15 protein-coding genes are annotated in these 15,627 nt (G+C 54.0%); 9 read left to right on the plus strand and 6 right to left on the minus strand.

Translation table 11 applies throughout. The features are described 5' to 3' along the window. Positions 1-51 precede the first annotated feature (51 nt). Together AINA4_RS00300 and AINA4_RS00305 are read left to right on the plus strand one after the other, a co-directional pair. Positions 52-1,347, plus strand: coding sequence for a DEAD/DEAH box helicase (locus tag AINA4_RS00300; protein WP_281786970.1), 1,296 nt, complete (start codon positions 52-54; stop codon positions 1,345-1,347). Between the two features lie 2 nt (positions 1,348-1,349). Next, positions 1,350-1,784: a DCC1-like thiol-disulfide oxidoreductase family protein gene (locus tag AINA4_RS00305; protein ID WP_281786971.1), complete on the plus strand. Its 435-nt coding sequence runs from the start codon at positions 1,350-1,352 to the stop codon at positions 1,782-1,784. On the opposite strand, the gene purB is transcribed toward AINA4_RS00305, so the two are convergent. Next, positions 1,781-3,160 (minus strand): adenylosuccinate lyase, encoded by a 1,380-nt coding sequence (gene purB / locus AINA4_RS00310; protein ID WP_281786972.1) that lies wholly within the window; start codon positions 3,158-3,160, stop codon positions 1,781-1,783. The genes AINA4_RS00305 and purB overlap by 4 nt on opposite strands. 115 nt (positions 3,161-3,275) lie before the next feature. On the opposite strand from purB, the gene AINA4_RS00315 reads away from it, so the two are divergent. Both AINA4_RS00315 and AINA4_RS00320 read left to right on the plus strand, forming a co-directional pair. Further along, a complete protein-coding gene (locus AINA4_RS00315; RefSeq protein WP_281786973.1) occupies positions 3,276-3,503 on the plus strand; it encodes a hypothetical protein in 228 nt (75 codons plus the stop codon). Beyond that, positions 3,500-4,840: an alpha/beta fold hydrolase gene (locus AINA4_RS00320; protein WP_281786974.1), complete on the plus strand. Its 1,341-nt coding sequence runs from the start codon at positions 3,500-3,502 to the stop codon at positions 4,838-4,840. The genes AINA4_RS00315 and AINA4_RS00320 overlap by 4 nt, the downstream gene beginning before the upstream one ends. Positions 4,841-4,846: 6 nt before the next feature. Here AINA4_RS00320 and AINA4_RS00325 read toward each other — a convergent pair whose 3' ends face one another. Beyond that, positions 4,847-5,245 (minus strand): phage holin family protein, encoded by a 399-nt coding sequence (locus tag AINA4_RS00325; protein WP_281786976.1) that lies wholly within the window; start codon positions 5,243-5,245, stop codon positions 4,847-4,849. A 108-nt stretch (positions 5,246-5,353) separates the two neighbouring features. On the opposite strand from AINA4_RS00325, the gene AINA4_RS00330 reads away from it, so the two are divergent. The 3 genes from AINA4_RS00330 to AINA4_RS00340 are packed head-to-tail and all read left to right on the plus strand — an operon-like array spanning position 5,354 to position 8,878. Next, positions 5,354-6,490: a thiamine pyrophosphate-dependent dehydrogenase E1 component subunit alpha gene (locus AINA4_RS00330; RefSeq protein ID WP_281786978.1), complete on the plus strand. Its 1,137-nt coding sequence runs from the start codon at positions 5,354-5,356 to the stop codon at positions 6,488-6,490. Next, positions 6,490-7,470, plus strand: a complete 981-nt coding sequence (locus AINA4_RS00335) for an alpha-ketoacid dehydrogenase subunit beta (protein ID WP_281786980.1) — start codon at positions 6,490-6,492, stop codon at positions 7,468-7,470. The genes AINA4_RS00330 and AINA4_RS00335 overlap by 1 nt, the downstream gene beginning before the upstream one ends. Before the next feature lie 10 nt (positions 7,471-7,480). Beyond that, complete coding sequence (locus tag AINA4_RS00340) at positions 7,481-8,878, plus strand: dihydrolipoamide acetyltransferase family protein (protein ID WP_281786981.1); 1,398 nt, start codon at positions 7,481-7,483, stop codon at positions 8,876-8,878. Here the strand turns inward: AINA4_RS00340 and AINA4_RS00345 are convergent. The 4 genes from AINA4_RS00345 to AINA4_RS00360 are packed head-to-tail and all read right to left on the minus strand — an operon-like array spanning position 8,875 to position 13,484. Then, positions 8,875-9,510 carry a LysE family translocator gene (locus AINA4_RS00345; RefSeq protein ID WP_281786984.1) on the minus strand — a complete coding sequence of 212 codons (636 nt, stop codon included), beginning with the start codon at positions 9,508-9,510 and terminating at the stop codon, positions 8,875-8,877. The genes AINA4_RS00340 and AINA4_RS00345 overlap by 4 nt on opposite strands. A gap of 8 nt (positions 9,511-9,518) precedes the next feature. Beyond that, positions 9,519-11,102 carry an NAD(P)/FAD-dependent oxidoreductase gene (locus tag AINA4_RS00350; protein WP_281786986.1) on the minus strand — a complete coding sequence of 528 codons (1,584 nt, stop codon included), beginning with the start codon at positions 11,100-11,102 and terminating at the stop codon, positions 9,519-9,521. A 33-nt stretch (positions 11,103-11,135) separates the two neighbouring features. Then, positions 11,136-11,567: an Lrp/AsnC family transcriptional regulator gene (locus tag AINA4_RS00355; protein WP_281786987.1), complete on the minus strand. Its 432-nt coding sequence runs from the start codon at positions 11,565-11,567 to the stop codon at positions 11,136-11,138. 42 nt (positions 11,568-11,609) lie between these two features. Further along, positions 11,610-13,484 (minus strand): KUP/HAK/KT family potassium transporter, encoded by a 1,875-nt coding sequence (locus tag AINA4_RS00360; RefSeq protein ID WP_281786988.1) that lies wholly within the window; start codon positions 13,482-13,484, stop codon positions 11,610-11,612. Between the two features lie 140 nt (positions 13,485-13,624). On the opposite strand from AINA4_RS00360, the gene AINA4_RS00365 reads away from it, so the two are divergent. After that, complete coding sequence (locus tag AINA4_RS00365; protein ID WP_281786990.1) at positions 13,625-14,908, plus strand: MurT ligase domain-containing protein; 1,284 nt, start codon at positions 13,625-13,627, stop codon at positions 14,906-14,908. Continuing rightward, on the plus strand, positions 14,905-15,624 hold the full coding sequence (locus AINA4_RS00370) for a hypothetical protein (RefSeq protein ID WP_281786992.1): 720 nt from the start codon (positions 14,905-14,907) through the stop codon (positions 15,622-15,624). Before AINA4_RS00365 ends, AINA4_RS00370 begins: the two co-directional genes overlap by 4 nt. The last annotated feature ends 3 nt before the right edge of the window (positions 15,625-15,627 follow it).

The following is a 15,627-nucleotide window of genomic DNA, read 5'->3' on the forward strand; positions in this document are numbered from 1 at the left end:
CCGCGGCTGGGGGCCACCTTCTGCTCAGGCGGCGGCGAGTAAACTTGGGGAGTGAACACCGTCTCCCTGTCGCCGCAACAGCAGGAGGTGTTTAAGCTCATCGAGGAAACTCGAGAGCACGTGTTCATCACGGGCCGTGCAGGAACAGGCAAGTCCACTCTGCTGAATCATTTGGCATACACAACAGAGAAAACTATTGCGGTGTGTGCTCCCACAGGAGTGGCCGCTTTGAATGTCGGCGGCCAAACAATTCACTCCCTCTTTCGCCTGCCCACTGGATTGATTGGTTCTTTGGATCTGAACCACGGTCCTGACCAGCGCAAGATTTTGAACGCCATCGACACTCTTGTGATCGATGAGGTATCGATGGTCAACGCCGACATCATGGACGCGATAGATCGTGCACTGCGTGAGGCGCGTCACCGTAAAAAGGAGAGCTTCGGTGGCGTGCAGGTCATCATGTTTGGTGACCCTTATCAACTCTCACCTGTTCCACCGCGCACCCCCGAAGAGAAGGAATACCTTCAAGCCCGATATGCCTCGAACTGGTTCTTTGACGCTGCGGTCTGGCAAGACACCCCGCTGCGCATTATTGAACTCACCGAGATTCACCGCCAACGTGACGATGCGTTCAAAGAAATGTTGAACGCTGTTCGTCACGGAACGGTGACACCCTCTTTAGGCGCTGCGCTCAATGCCGCAGGAAACAGACCTGTTCCAGAGGGCGAAGACATCATTATCTTGGCCACCACCAATGCCCGCGTGAATGCCATCAACGCAGAACAGTTAGCCAAACTGCCAGGGAAAAAGAAAGTTGCTGCTGCAGACATCAGTGGTGATTTTGCTGCGAACGCATTCCCCGCCGATGAGGATTTGGAACTCAAGCTCGGTGCTCAAGTGATGTTCTTGCAAAACGACAGTGAGGGCCGCTGGGTCAATGGCACAGTCGGCACTGTCACCAAAATCACGGACACTGTTTTTGTCTCCGTTGCCGGCGTTGAACATGAGGTTCATCCCGTGACCTGGGAGCGATATAAGTACTCCTACAAGTCAAGCACCGATGAGCTCAGCCGTGATGTGGTTGCAGAGTTCACTCAGTTCCCGTTGCGGCTCGCTTGGGCGGTCACGATCCACAAAGCGCAGGGTCAAACCTATGACCGAGCACTGATTGATATGGGTTCTCGGGCTTTTGCACCTGGACAAACCTATGTTGCTCTCAGTCGAATCACCTCCCTTGAGGGTCTTTATCTCTCGCGGCCTTTGCGCCCTTCTGATGTCATTGTTGATCCTGATGTTGAACGGTTTATGGGACGGGTCGAGTCTCTCGGCCAGCCCCTCGAGGGATAGTGATGATTGTCCTCATCGATGGTGACTGCGCACTGTGTGTGGGACTGATCGAATGGTTGGGAAAACGAATCCCTGAAGACAAACTCACAGCTGAGAACATCTGCATTGTTCCGGGCGAATCTGACTGGGGTGCCGAACTGCTTCAGGCGGCCGCAATCACAGACTTTGACTCGGTTGTCGTAATCAGGGATGGCCTTGTTCTTCAAGAAAGCAATGCTGTTCTCGCGCTTTCTGACGTGTTGCCCAGGCGCTGGAATGTGCTTGCCACGATGGCAAGAATCATTCCTCGGCCCTGGCGTGATGCGCTGTATCGGTACGTTGCACGGCACCGAATTAAGTGGTTCGGCCGTAAGGAGATGTGCGCACTCGAGTCACCAATAGCCAGAGTTACCTATGGCCCACGGGGGAAGCTCACACGACCCCCAGGCCGGGATTAGTTCAGGCGATCTACCAGCTGTGAAGCCAAGCCAACGTATCCGGCAGGAGTGAGTTCCAACAGACGAGCCTTCGCTTCGTCACCAATCTCGAGTTCGGAAACAAAAGCAATCAGGTCGTCACGACCAATGCGCTTGCCGCGAGTGAGTTCCTTGAGCAAAGCGTAAGGGTCAGAGATGGTCGAGCGTCCTGCGGCAACTTCTGCACGAATCACTGTCTGGATAGCTTCGCCCAGGATTTCCCAGTTGGTGTCCAAATCGTAAGCAAGGGCATCTGAATCGAGGTCGATTTCGCTCAGTCCACGACGGATGTTATCCAGAGCCAACAGGGAGTGACCAAAACCCACACCCACGTTGCGCTGGGTGGTGGAGTCGGTGAGGTCACGCTGCAGACGGCTGGTCACCAAGGTGGCAGAGAGGGAATCCAAGATTGCGCAGGAGAGCTCGAGGTTTGCCTCAGCGTTCTCGAAACGAATCGGGTTGATCTTGTGAGGCATGGTTGAGGAACCAGTAGCGCCTGCCTGAGGAATCTGGCGGAAGTAGCCCATCGAGATGTAGGTCCAGATGTCTGTGGCCAGGTTGTGTACAACGCGGTTCGCGTGAGAAATCTTGGTGTACAGCTCAGCTTGCCAGTCGTGAGATTCAATCTGAGTAGTCAGCGGGTTCCAGGTCAGACCCAATCCAGTGACGAACTCTTCAGAGATCTGTGGCCAGTTTGCTGCAGGGTCTGCTGCAAGGTGAGCGGAGAAAGTTCCGGTTGCGCCAGAGAACTTACCCAAGTATTCAGAGTGCTCAATCTGCTTCTGAATACGCTCAAGACGGTACACAAACACCGCAAGTTCTTTACCCATGGTGGTGGGGGTTGCAGGCTGACCGTGGGTCTTCGCCAACATCGCTTCGTCGCGGTAGTCTACGGAGAGTTCCCGCAAGCGCGCGATGACGGAGCTCAGCGCTGGCAGCCAAATGTTCTTGGTGGCGTCCCGCACGATGAGGGCGTAAGAGAGGTTGTTGATGTCTTCACTCGTGCAGGCAAAGTGGGTCAGTTCAGCAATGTGATCTAAGCCAAGCTCGGAGAGCTTCGCACGAACCAAATATTCAACAGCTTTAACATCGTGACGGGTTGTGGCTTCGAGGCGAGCAAGCTCATCAATCTCTGCCTGTCCAAAGTTAGTCACGAGTGCACGCAGAGCGGCGATGTTTGCTTCGCTCAAGGGGCTCGTGCCAAACATGCTGTGGTTGGTGAGGTAAATCAACCATTCCACTTCCACCGTCACACGTGCACGGTTGAGCCCTGCCTCAGAGAGGTATTCACCCAATGGGGAAACAACTGCGTGGTATCGACCATCGAGCGGGCTAAGAACCTGAGGAGGAAGCGTCATACCTCTATTCTCCCAAACATTTAGGGCATCCCTTCACAGGCAGAGCGGGGCAATCCTTTCCACAGAAACACCTTGAGACAGTTGTGTCACGGCAATACTCCAGCACAGTAGCCCTGTGCCCGACGACTTCATACCGCTCACCCTGCCACCCCAGACACGCATGATCTGGCATGACCTCGTAGCCACCATTGACGCCAGTATTCACACCCTCCACAACGGTATTCCCGACCCACTGTGGTGGGGTAGCGCCAGAGCCGCCTATGACGCTCAGGTTGAGGACATCATTTCTGAGTTACGTCAGGCCAAGAGGGAGATCCTTACCGCACTGGAGCATCCAGGATGATGCGAACTTTCACCAGCACTGCAGTAGACACCGTCATCCTCGATGATCTCTCCGCCAGATTGCATGCCCGGGCAGTAGAACTCGAGCATGCCCTTTCCCGGGCACTTCACTCCTCCTTCACATCAGCATCATTGCGACACTGTTTTCTTCGAACTGCTCAGTGCGCTCACCGAGTAAAAGATCTCGCAGCGAAAGCTGGTGAGGGGTCCCGGCAGTATGCCCAACGGGAGTTATATCTTCGCGGCGTCACGGAAGAAATCAGTTCCACGCTGTTGTGGAACCTTGGCCGAGTAATGCCGGCTCTGGTGGCTGCCTATGGCCCCGCCATTATTGGTGGCGTGGCCATCGTGCTGGGATTGGCTGCAGCACGACGCATTGCACCTGGAAGTGCCTATGACGCATTTCTGACGCAGTTTGAGAAAAGATTGCCAGATTCAGGACAGGTTTTCAGTAGCCCTCTTCTCGTCACGGCAACGGCACATCTCGTCTCGGGTACCGATGATTTCGTGGCAGGGGTTGTAGGGCTGCCCAAACCATCACGGGATGGGGTTTTCTCCGGAGAAGATGCGATTGCTACCGGAGTGATTGCGGGTTTAGGTCTAGTTGGTGCACGCACCTTGCAAGAGACTCCCGTTCGAGTTCGTGAAGTGTCACAATTCACAGCACCAGCCCCGCAGGGATATCAGGACGTGATTTCACGAATACCTCGTGCCGAGGACGGCGCCGAACAAATCCGCATCGAACGATATGACAGCGGCTATGTGGTGTATCTCGGTGGAACCATCGATGCTGGTGTTGAACCCGGTGCTGAACCGTGGGACATGACCAGCAATATGCATTCAATTGCGGAGCTGGATTCGGGAAGTTATCGTGCAGCTGTGATGGCCATGAAGGAAGCTGGCATCTCAGCCAGCGACAATGTCATTCTTGTCGGCCACTCTCAGGGCGGATTGATTGCAGCACAGCTGGCAGCCTCAGGGGAGTATCGAGTCAGTGATGTGGTGACGGTGGGAGCACCACTGCACCATATTGAGATTCCGGAAGACGTTCATGTTTTGTCAGTCGAACATAGTGAAGACGTCATTCCATCCCTCAGTGGCGTTGCTGCACCGGTGGCAGTGGCCACACATCTCACTGTGAAGCGTTCGCTCTATTCAGGTACGAGTGCACCCAGGGATCAAGTGCTACCTGCACATAACCTTTCCCGCTACATCGAGACAGGTGCGGTCATGGACCGAAGCACCGACAACAAACTAGTTACACAACAGCACCGGCTATCCCAGCACATGCGTGGAACAGCAACGGTCACCACATTTCGTGGTGACCGTGTGCAATGAAAGTAATTAAGCCCCAGCTGCTGGCCGCAGAATCAATCCAAGAAGCCAACTGATAATGGAGAGCACCAAGGCTGCCCAGAAGCCAGCCCAGAAGCCAGCAACCTCGAGGCCGTAACCAAATCCGAAGACCTGAGTCAACCAAGCAACAAACATCAGCAGAAGTCCGTTAACTACCAAGGCCATAAATCCGAGGGTCAAGATAAACAGTGGGAATGCGAGGAAACGAAGTACTCGACCCACAGTTCCGTTGACAAAACCGAAAACAATGGCAACAAAAGCCAAGGTGAGAATGTGACCAATCGCCTGTTGGTCACGGGGAATGATCCAGAGGTTTTCGGGCAGCAATACAGTGGTCAGCCAGAGCGCAATCGCGTTGATCACGACAGAAAGAGAAAAAGACTTCATTCTCTTATTCTCTCAGTTCTCCGATTTAGTGAGTAGCTCCTAGGGTTTTGGCAAGAGATTGTAGAAGACCTACCAGTTAGGACCCCTGAGACGGGATAGATTGGGTACATGGCCGATGAGACTTTAGATCCCATGGTGCAGTTCCTCACGCCCGAAGGTAACTTTGCTCCCAGCGAGAGCGCTGAAGAGTTTATGCCCTACTTCCAGCGCTTGACTGAGGCTGATCACCGCAAGTTCTACCGCGACATGGTTGTCATTCGTCGTTTCGATACCGAAGCAACCAACCTGCAGCGTCAGGGACAACTCGCGTTATGGGTTCCTAGCCACGGCCAAGAGGGTGCACAGGTTGGTTCAGCCCACGCCACCAAAGACCAAGACCACATTTTTCCCGCATACCGCGAGCATGCCATCGGCATGATTCGTGGCATTGATGTCTTAGACATCATCCGTGTTCTTCGCGGATTGACGCACGGCGGCTGGGATCCCAAAAACCCTGCGTATAAGAACTTCCATATCTATACCCTCGTGATTGGTTCGCAGGCTTTGCATGCCACCGGTTATGGCATGGGCATCAACTTTGATGGCACCACCAACACCGGGAACCCTGACACAGACCAGGCCGTCATTGTGTATTTCGGTGATGGTGCAACAAGCCAGGGTGATGTCAGCGAAGCCTTTGTCTTCGCTGCCAGCTATCAAACGCCTCAGGTGTTCTTTGTGCAAAACAACCACTGGGCTATCTCGGTCCCGGTCAGCACTCAAGCACGTGTTCCGCTGTACAAGCGCGGTGAAGGCTTCGGCATCCCCGGCGTTCAGGTAGACGGTAATGACGTCTTTGCGAGCTATGCGGTTACCGCGAAACAGCTCGATGATGCCCGCAGCGGTAAAGGCCCGAGCCTGATCGAGGCACACACCTACCGCATTGGTGCACACACCTCGAGTGATGATCCCACCAAATACCGCACCGATGCGGAACTGGATTCCTGGATCGCCCGCGACCCCATCAGCCGTATGGAAGCATTCCTACGCAACGCAGGTGCGCCCCAGTCCTTCTTTGATGAAGTTCACCAGGAAGCTGCAGACTTCGCCAGCGATATTCGCCGCCGCACCGTCGATTTGAAGAACCCTGAACCTGCCAGCATGTTCAACCACGTTTACACCGACCCACATCCAGTCATGGATGAGCAAAGCGCATGGCTGGCTGCCTATGAGGCATCCTTCGACGAGCAGGGAGGTGGTCACTAGTGGCTATTGAAAACCTTCCATTAGGTAAGGCCATTAACCTGGGTCTGCGTCAGGCGATGCTTAATGACCCCAAGGTCATCATGATGGGTGAAGATATTGGAACCCTCGGTGGTGTCTTCCGTGTCACCGAAGGACTCAAGCAAGAATTTGGCGCTAACCGCGTGCTCGATACCCCGCTCGCCGAATCTGGAATCGTGGGTACAGCCATTGGTTTGGCCATGCGCGGCTACCGCCCCGTTGTCGAGATTCAGTTCAACGGTTTTGTGTATCCCGCCTTTGACCAAATCACTAGCCAGCTGGCGAAGCTCACCAACCGCCACGAGGGCGCCATGCAATTCCCCGTCGTGATCCGTATTCCTTATGGTGGCCACATTGGTGCAGTAGAGCACCACCAGGAAAGCAATGAGGCCTATTTCTTGCACACTGCAGGTTTGCGCGTGGTCAGCCCCTGCAATCCTCACGATGCCTATTGGATGATCCAAGAATCCATCCAGTCCAACGACCCCGTGATCTTCTTCGAGCCCATGAGTCGATACTGGCCCAAGGCAGATGTTGACACCTCAGCATCAAACTTCCCTCTGCATGCATCACGAGTCGTGCGCCAAGGAACCGACGTGACGGTTGTTGGTCACGGAGCGATGGTCAGCGTTCTGCTGCAGGCAGCAGAAGTCGCTGCCCAAGAAGGCATGAGCTTGGAAGTGATCGACCTGCGTTCACTCTCTCCGATTGATTACGCGCCAGTGTTGGAATCCGTTCGCAAGACCGGTCGTTGTGTGATTGCTCAGGAAGCCCCCGGCAATGTGAGCCTGGCTTCAGAGGTTGCCGCCACCATCACAGAGAAGGCCTTCTACTCTCTCGAAGCCCCCGTGCTGCGCGTGACAGGATTCGACACCCCCTTCCCTCCAGCAAAGCTTGAGGCCATCTACCTACCCGACTCGGACCGCGTCCTCGACGCTGTCGACCGAGTGCTGAGTTACTAGGAGTGACCAGATGACGGTATCTAAGTTCTACCTCCCCGACGTGGGTGAAGGCCTTACAGAGGCAGAGATTGTTTCCTGGAAGGTCAAGCCCGGAGACTCCGTCGCCATCAATGACATCTTGGTTGAGATTGAGACGGCCAAGTCTCTGGTTGAACTGCCCAGCCCCTATGAGGGGCAGGTCAGTGAACTGCTTGCCCAAGAAGGTGAAACCGTTGAGGTTGGCACAGCAATCATCACCATTTCTTCTGCCGGCGACTCTATGCTGACAGCGCCCACACCTACCCTCGCTCAGGCAGCAATGGCGAATGAAGTGTTCGTCACCGCAGACAGCGAGATGGATGGCGCCAAGGATGCCAAAGACGAAGCCTCCGGAAGTGTTCTGGTTGGTTACGGCGTTGGTGGCCACGCCGCTACACGCCGTCGTCGTGGTGGAAATGCTCCTGCTCCCACCCCACCAGCTGCACCCGCAGTTGTGACACCCGTTCCTCAAGCACTTACACCTGCTCCTGTTGCTAAGCGCCCAGCATCCCTTCCGGTCACAGAAGCAGTGCCCGTCATTGCGAAGCCGCCTATTCGTAAGTTGGCCAAGGATCTCGACGTGAACCTCGCTGAGGTTCAGGCAACTGGTATTGCCGGAGAAATCACCCGTGATGACGTGATTCGCCACGCCTCACAAGCATCCGTTTTCCGCAACATTCAAACTCCTGAATGGCCTGAAGAGCGCGAAGAGCGCATCCCCGTTAAAGGCGTGCGCAAGGCCATTGCGACGGCGATGGTGCAAAGCGCGTTCACAGCTCCACACGTTTCCGTTTTCGTTGATGTTGATGCCACCCGCACGATGGAGTTCGTCAAGCGACTCAAGAACTCTCCTGACTTTGCTGGTGTGAAGGTGTCGCCACTGCTGATTCTGGCCAAGGCCATCATCTGGGCAGTGCGACGCAACCCCACCGTGAACTCGACGTGGACCGACAAAGAAATCATTGTTCACCGCTATGTGAACTTAGGTGTTGCCGCAGCCACACCGCGTGGTCTCATTGTTCCCAACGTCAAAGACTCTCATGAGATGAGCCTGCTTGAGCTCGCTCAAGCTCTCGAGAAGCTCACCCTGGATGCTCGTGACGGTAAGACCTCCCCAGCTGACATGGCCGGCGGAACAATCACCGTGACCAACATTGGTGTGTTCGGCATGGACACCGGAACCCCCATCCTGAACCCCGGTGAAGTGGGCATCCTTGCCCTGGGAACAATCAAGCAAAAGCCCTGGGTTGTTGACGGTGAGGTTCGTCCACGTTTCGTCACCACCTTAGGTGCTAGCTTTGACCACCGCGTGGTTGATGGTGACGTGGCCAGCCGCTTCTTGGCTGACGTGGCCAGCGTGGTCGAAGAGCCTGCTCTACTTCTTGACTAAAGAGAGTCGAAGAAGGCTACCCAGATAGCCAAGCCAATAATCAGGATGCCTCCGGTGCCCTGAACAATAGCTAAACGCTTGGGGTCTTTGGCAAACCAGTCGCGCGCCAAACCAGCTCCGATGGCATACATCGAGTCACTCAAGACACCAATGATCTCGAAGATCAGTCCCAAGATCAGCAATTGCAGCATGACATTGCCTTGCTTCACATCCACAAAGCCCGGAAGCACCGCGGTGAAGAACACCATGGTCTTGGGATTACTAATTCCCACCAAGAATCCTTCACGCAATGTCTTGAGTTTGGATTGCTGCGGGCCACTGGCGTCAATATCAAAGCCGTGGTCTTTGCGGTGGCGGAACGCTTGGATGCCTAGATAAGCAAGATAGGCCGCACCCAAGTACTTGATTCCATAGAACAGGAACTCTGAACTGGCAACTATGGCGCCCAAGCCCAACACAACAGCAATCAACCAGACTGAGGTGCCTATCGCGTTACCGACAACCGTGAGAACACCGGCGCCCTTGCCCAGGGCAAGAGAGCGCCCGACCGCGAACATGACGGAGGGGCCAGGGATCAAAATGATCACCAGCGCCGCAATGGTGAACGCAATCAGATTCTCAATGGGTGGCATGAGAACAGCTAGCTGCTTTCGAGCACGGCCATGGCGGCGTTGTGGCCACCAATACCGGAGACGGCACCACCGCGACGAGCACCAGAACCACAGAGCAATACTCCGGGGTAGTCAGTTGCCACACCCCACCGAGCTGCAGGGGTGGAGAGATCTTCATCGTCCTCGACCCATGGCCAGGAGAGAAGACCGTGGAAAATGTTTCCACCGGTCATATTGAGGGCATCTTCGAGATCAAGTGTGGTCTTAGTTTCTACACACAGCTCACCATTGGCATCACGCATGAGCACGTCTTCGATGGGCTCAGCGAGCACGCTGTTGAGTGACCGCAATACTGCCTCTTGCAGCTGTGCTCGAACGGCATCATTGTTCTCACGGTTGACCAGAGAGTGAGGTGCGTGAATACCAAACACTGTCAGTGTCTGTGCCCCTGCAGCACGTAGCTCTGGACCCAAAATGCTGGGATCACTGAGCGAGTGGCAATAGATTTCACACGGCATGGTTGACGGAACCTTGCCCGCAGAGGCCTCTTCGAAAGCTTTCTGCAGTTGGCCGTATGTTTCGTTGATGTGGAAGGTTCCGCCAAAAGCTTGCTCAGGTGTAACAGTCGGGTCCGCCAGCTTTGGCAATCTCTTGAGCAGCAAATTGACTTTAACTTGAGCGCCCTCCGGGCGCTTCTCAGGTGCCAGTTCTTCGCCCAACAATTGAGCAAGAACCCAGGGAGAAACGTTAGCGAGAACCCAGGGAGTGCTCACTTCGTGCGCCTGACCGTCCCTGGTGTAGAACACAGCGTTGAGGTCACCAATTGATTCAGCTGGAGCAATAGCTGTAACTTCGGCTTCAGTGAGCAAGGTAGCACCTGCCTGGCGTGCTGCGCGAGCTATCTCACCCGAGACAGCACCCATGCCACCAACGGGCACATCCCAGTCACCCGTGGTGCCGCCAATCACGTGATACAGGAAGCAACGGTTTTGATCCAAGCTGGCATCGTGTGGTGCGGCGAAGGTTCCGATAATGCCGTCAGTGTAAGCAACACCACGAGCAATGTCGCCCTTAATGTCACGTTCGATAACTTCACCGAGTGGGCGTTCGATAAATTCATCCCATACAACGTCGTTCCCCAGGAGCTTCTTGGCTTCTGAGCGTGTGACGAGAGGCTCAGTCACGGTTGGCCACAGCACCTTGGCTAACTCGATGGTCTTGGCATAGAACGCTTCAAAGCCGGCAGCATCTTCTGCTTCACCAATGCGAGAGAACGAGGACGCGGTCGCAGAAGAATCCTGGTTATCTACCAGTAAACCCAGTTCAGGGTTTGCGGGCACTGGAGTGTAGGAAGAGTAGCGGCGACGAATGAGTTTCACATCCAGTCCAAGATCATCAATGATCTTTTGGGGTAGAAGGCTCACCAGGTAGCTGTATCGGGAGAGCCGGGCGTCAATGCCCTCAAATGCCTCAGCAGATATTGCAGCACCACCGACGTGGTCACTTCGCTCCAACACAAGAACAGACCGTCCGGTCTTAGCTAAATAGGCGGCGGCGGTCAGGCCGTTGTGACCCCCGCCAACGATAACGACGTCGTAGGCTTCTTTGCTCATTCCTCCAGCCTAGCGGGGACGTTTGGGAACAAACTATTCGCGATAAATGAGTCGCGACATCACGATAGAGGTTCTCGTGTGGTCCACGTTCGGGGCGTTGCGCACGGCTTCTAGTGCATCCTCCAGGCTGGCAATGTTGTGGCTGCGCATGTGCACAATCGCGTCAGCGCTTCCGGAGACGGTGCCCGCATCGACAACATCTGGAACTCCTTCGAGGAGTCGGCGAAGCTCATCGGGTGCAACCGTGCCACGGCAGAACAATTCGACGTAAGCCTCGGTCTCCAGGCCCTCAACAGAAGGATCAACGTGGATGGTGAATCCACGAATGACCCCGTCAGAGATCAAGCGATCAACACGACGTTTGACGGCTGATGCAGACAGCCCTATGACGCTTCCGATGTCTCCATAGGCGGCTCGAGAGTTCTGACGCAGTTGATCAATGATGCGACGGTCCAAGTTGTCCATGAGATGAGCTTATTAGGGCTCCTGAACTCAGACAGGAATTAGTTACTCCATTGAAATGGAGATCGTGATGACTCGGCCCGGCGGCAACTTGAAATATTCCGAAGCAGATTCTGAATTCCGGTGCATTGCCGAGAAGATGAGATCTTCCACTTTGTTGAGATCACCGGTATGTGGATTCACGAATTTACGTGAAGCAACAAAGTAGGTGGCTTCCTTTTCATCAAAATGCGGCTTAATGTGTTTAGAGCGCAGAGCACGAGGAATATCTGTCCTCTCCATGAAACCGGTGAAGATAGTCACCTTGGCAACGTATTCGGAGAGCTCCGTGTAGAGCGGCTTCTCTTTGGAATAGGGGTGTTCCGTCGTTACCACGTGGACCATGATGATCTTCTCTGGCATCGATTTCAACGCACGAATCTGTGCTTCGAGCGCCTGGGGGACAAGGCTGGGGATCGCAGCTAGGTAAATACCAACAGAATGCGTGACTGAAATCTTTGAGGATTTACGTAATTTGTCTACTTTGTCCCAGGTCATTGACTCATTGGCAAGCATCTCGTTAAGCAGGAATCGACCCTTGCGCCAGATCCACATAATCGAGGCAACAACAAAACCAACAGCTAAAGGAACCCAGGCATCCTTGAAAATCTTGGTGGAAGTTGAAATGACAAACGATAAGTCAATGATGAGGAACAACGACAGCAAAGGAATGGCGAAAACAGGTTTCCACTTCCAGTTTTCGATTGCCACCCAGAACAATGCGATTGTCGTGATGAGCATGGTTCCGGCGATGGCAAAGGCATATGCTCCAGCAAGCGCTGCAGAAGTTTCAAAAATGATGACTAGAGCTATGGCACCAACGCCGACGATGGCGTTGACAAATGGAACATATATTTGCCCGACGTGACGGAAGTTTGTGTGCACAACCTTCATACGAGCTATGAGGCCCATTTGAATTGCTTGGCTCGCAATGGACGCAACGCCTGTAATCAATGCTTGTGAGGCAATGATTGTTGCTGCTGTGGAGAGCAAAACCATATAAATGACCACTGCAGGATTGGGAGCGAGTCCGAAGAAGGGGTTTTCGGCCATTTCAGGTTCACGCAAAACTAGCGCTGCCTGGCCCAGGTAACACAGCACCAAACTGATGTTGACCAGACCAAACCATCCAATCCGAATGGGGGACTTACCGAAATGTCCCAAGTCTGCATACAGAGCCTCTGCTCCCGTGACAGCCAGAATGACAGAAGACATCACGATGAGTGTGAACCATCCGTGACGGGCGATGTACTCGACTGCATAAACCGGGTTGAGACCGATGAGAGCGACGGGGTTCTGGACGAGTTGGAGAACTCCCAAAATTCCAATTGTGGCGAACCACAGCAGCATAACGGGACCAAAAATAGTTCCCAGGAATCCAGTTCCACGGAATTGGAAGATAAACAACAGAGCCAAAATAATGACCGTCGCGGGTACCGCATATTGTGCCAGGTCTGGGTTGATTGATCCCAAACCTTCGGTTGCTGAAAGAACCGAAATAGCAGGAGTAAGTAAACCGTCAGCAAAAAGGAGAGCTGCAGCAAGAAGCATCATAAAGACGATTGCTGCTTTAGTTCCTTTACGCGCCTCTCTAATTCGTTGAGGCAGTTGGGCAAAAAGTGCGAGCACCCCACCTTCGCCATGGTTGTCTGCGCGGAGAACAACAACGAGATATTTGATGCTGACGACAATGGTGATCGTCCAAAAGACCAGCGAGACAATTCCGAGAACATTTTCTTCAGCTGTTCCGCCGGCATTCACTGATTCTTTGAAGGCATAGATAGGGCTTGTTCCAATGTCACCGTAGACGACACCAAGAGCTCCAAAAGCAAGGAGTAGAGAACCTTTGAGGGACTTCGTTGATTGTGCGGCTTTCGCCATGGTGTTCCGTTCGATGAAGAAGTAGGTAGCCGTCAGAATTCGCGACTCACAAGCGTCGAGAATATACCTCTTTGCTTAGAGCATCCATATTTATGACGTACTTCGTCAAGGATTGAAAGGGCAGAGCATAAAGTAGAGGAGTGAATACGCCCCTGCGAACCCGTCTGGCGATTTCTGCAGGAAAACTTGCAGCCGCCACTTCGAGGCTTGCTGGCCGTGGCGAGGGAATGATTATTGGCGGCAAAGTTGCTCTCAGACTTTCCCCCCATGCGCTTAAACATCTCTCCCAAGGACGTGTTGCTGCTCTCGTTTCAGCAACTAATGGAAAGACCTCCACTACACGATTACTTGCCACTGCGCTGAGCCAAAGTGGACCGGTTGCTTCTCCCACCACCGGTGCCAATATGACCGAAGGTGCTGTGTGGGCGCTGGCAACAGGTGAGCCAGGTGCTCAGGCTGTTCTCGAAGTGGACGAGGCTTATTTGCCGCGGATTGTGAAAGAGACACAACCAAAGGTTGTGCTCCTAGGTAACCTCAGCCGTGACCAGCTCGACCGCATGAGTGAAGTGGCCATGCTGGCTCGCAAGTGGCGCAAGATGATTGAACAGAACCCCGAGGTTCTCATCATCGCTAACGCCGATGATCCCATGATTGTTTTTGCTGCAGAAAAGGCAAAGAACATTGTCTGGGTTGCTGCGGGCCAAGCTTGGACCGCAGATTCTTCTGTCTGTCCTGAGTGCGGAACGTTACTCGTGCGTGATGAGAACACATGGAACTGTTCAGGGTGTGGACGCAGCCGCCCAACACCCGATTGGGTTTTTGAGTGGACGGCCTCTGCCGGAAAGCTTCATGCAACGGCGGTCTCGCCGCAGGGCAAGAAATATGACCTGTCAAAACTGAATTTGCCTGGCCGGTTTAATGCGTCAAATGCAACGATGGCGCTTGCTGCGTGCAGTGTGCTCAAAGTTGACCTCGATAAAGCGGTGCAGCTCATGTCGAGTGTGGCTGCAGTTTCAGGTCGCTATGCCATTGTGAAATCGGGCGCCCTCAAGGTTCGTTTGTTGCTTGCAAAGAACCCTGCGGGCTGGAGTGAACTTCTCGACATCATGCCACCGTCACCAACCCCAGTGATCATCATGATTAATTCCAATCATGCTGACGGGCGAGACCCGTCCTGGTTGTGGGACGTTCCCTTTGAACGTTTAGCCGGGCGCACAGTTATTGCATCTGGTAATCGCCGCCGTGATCTTGCTGTTCGACTTTTGCACGCGGGCGTTGATGCTCTGGTTGTGGAGGATCCCTTTGCCGCAGATGCCGATCTGCCTGCCTCTGTTCGAGAGCTTGACGTCATCGACTGCGCAGCAACCTATACGGCATTCCAAAAGATTCGTGTAGGAGCTCTCGAAGGCGAGGTGGATGCATGAGCAAGGTTGTGAAGATTGCTTCGATCTATCCCACCCTGTTGGGAACCTATGGTGATGGCGGCAATGTGGCTGCCCTCAAACACATTGCCGGCCTACATGAGATAGCTGTTGAAATTCTCGAGATTTCTCCTGGCCAAACTGTTCCGCATAACGCAGACATCTATGTTCTTGGCGGTGGTGAAGACACTGCGCAGTCCGCTGCCGCAGCTGCGCTGCACGCCAGCGGTGCGCTCGCCGAGGGTGTGAAGAATGGCGCAGCTGTCTTTGCTATTTGTGCCGGATACCAAATCTTGGGACACACTTTCCTTGACGCTGAAGGCAAACCATCGCAAGGGTTGGCTCTGCTGGATGTCACCACAGATCGTTTGGACAAACGGGCTGTCGGTGAAATGATTGCGATTCCCAGCGAGTTCGCTCCCGCAGGACTCACCCAAGCGTTTACTGGTTATGAAAACCATGGTGGTCACACACACCTAGGGTCTGATGTCCGCCCGCTCGCAACTGTCTCGCAAGGCATCGGAAATGGTGATGGCACCGAAGGCGCCATCAATGGCAGGGTCATCGGAACCTATTTCCACGGACCTTGTTTGGTGCGTAACCCACTCATGGCTGAGCAGTTGCTGAGCTGGGCAATTGATCGCCAGCTAGAACACATCGTTGAGGCTGAAGTTGAAGCACTTCGTCAAGAACGATTCGATTTTGTCTCCAAGAATTAGGAT

This window comes from Aurantimicrobium sp. INA4, from assembly GCF_027924525.1.
Classification (GTDB): domain Bacteria; phylum Actinomycetota; class Actinomycetes; order Actinomycetales; family Microbacteriaceae; genus Aurantimicrobium.

Excerpts from the sequence above, each read along its gene's own strand:
- AINA4_RS00305 (WP_281786971.1), top strand. The coding sequence starts at position 1,350 with ATGATTGTCCTCATCGATGGTGACTGCGCACTGTGTGTGGGACTGATC.
- purB (WP_281786972.1), bottom strand. The coding sequence starts at position 3,160 with ATGACGCTTCCTCCTCAGGTTCTTAGCCCGCTCGATGGTCGATACCAC.
- AINA4_RS00320 (WP_281786974.1), top strand. The coding sequence starts at position 3,500 with ATGATGCGAACTTTCACCAGCACTGCAGTAGACACCGTCATCCTCGAT.
- AINA4_RS00325 (WP_281786976.1), bottom strand. The coding sequence starts at position 5,245 with ATGAAGTCTTTTTCTCTTTCTGTCGTGATCAACGCGATTGCGCTCTGG.
- AINA4_RS00330 (WP_281786978.1), top strand. The coding sequence starts at position 5,354 with ATGGCCGATGAGACTTTAGATCCCATGGTGCAGTTCCTCACGCCCGAA.
- AINA4_RS00340 (WP_281786981.1), top strand. The coding sequence starts at position 7,481 with ATGACGGTATCTAAGTTCTACCTCCCCGACGTGGGTGAAGGCCTTACA.
- AINA4_RS00345 (WP_281786984.1), bottom strand. The coding sequence starts at position 9,510 with ATGCCACCCATTGAGAATCTGATTGCGTTCACCATTGCGGCGCTGGTG.
- AINA4_RS00350 (WP_281786986.1), bottom strand. The coding sequence starts at position 11,102 with ATGAGCAAAGAAGCCTACGACGTCGTTATCGTTGGCGGGGGTCACAAC.
- AINA4_RS00355 (WP_281786987.1), bottom strand. The coding sequence starts at position 11,567 with ATGGACAACTTGGACCGTCGCATCATTGATCAACTGCGTCAGAACTCT.
- AINA4_RS00360 (WP_281786988.1), bottom strand. The coding sequence starts at position 13,484 with ATGGCGAAAGCCGCACAATCAACGAAGTCCCTCAAAGGTTCTCTACTC.
- AINA4_RS00370 (WP_281786992.1), top strand. The coding sequence starts at position 14,905 with ATGAGCAAGGTTGTGAAGATTGCTTCGATCTATCCCACCCTGTTGGGA.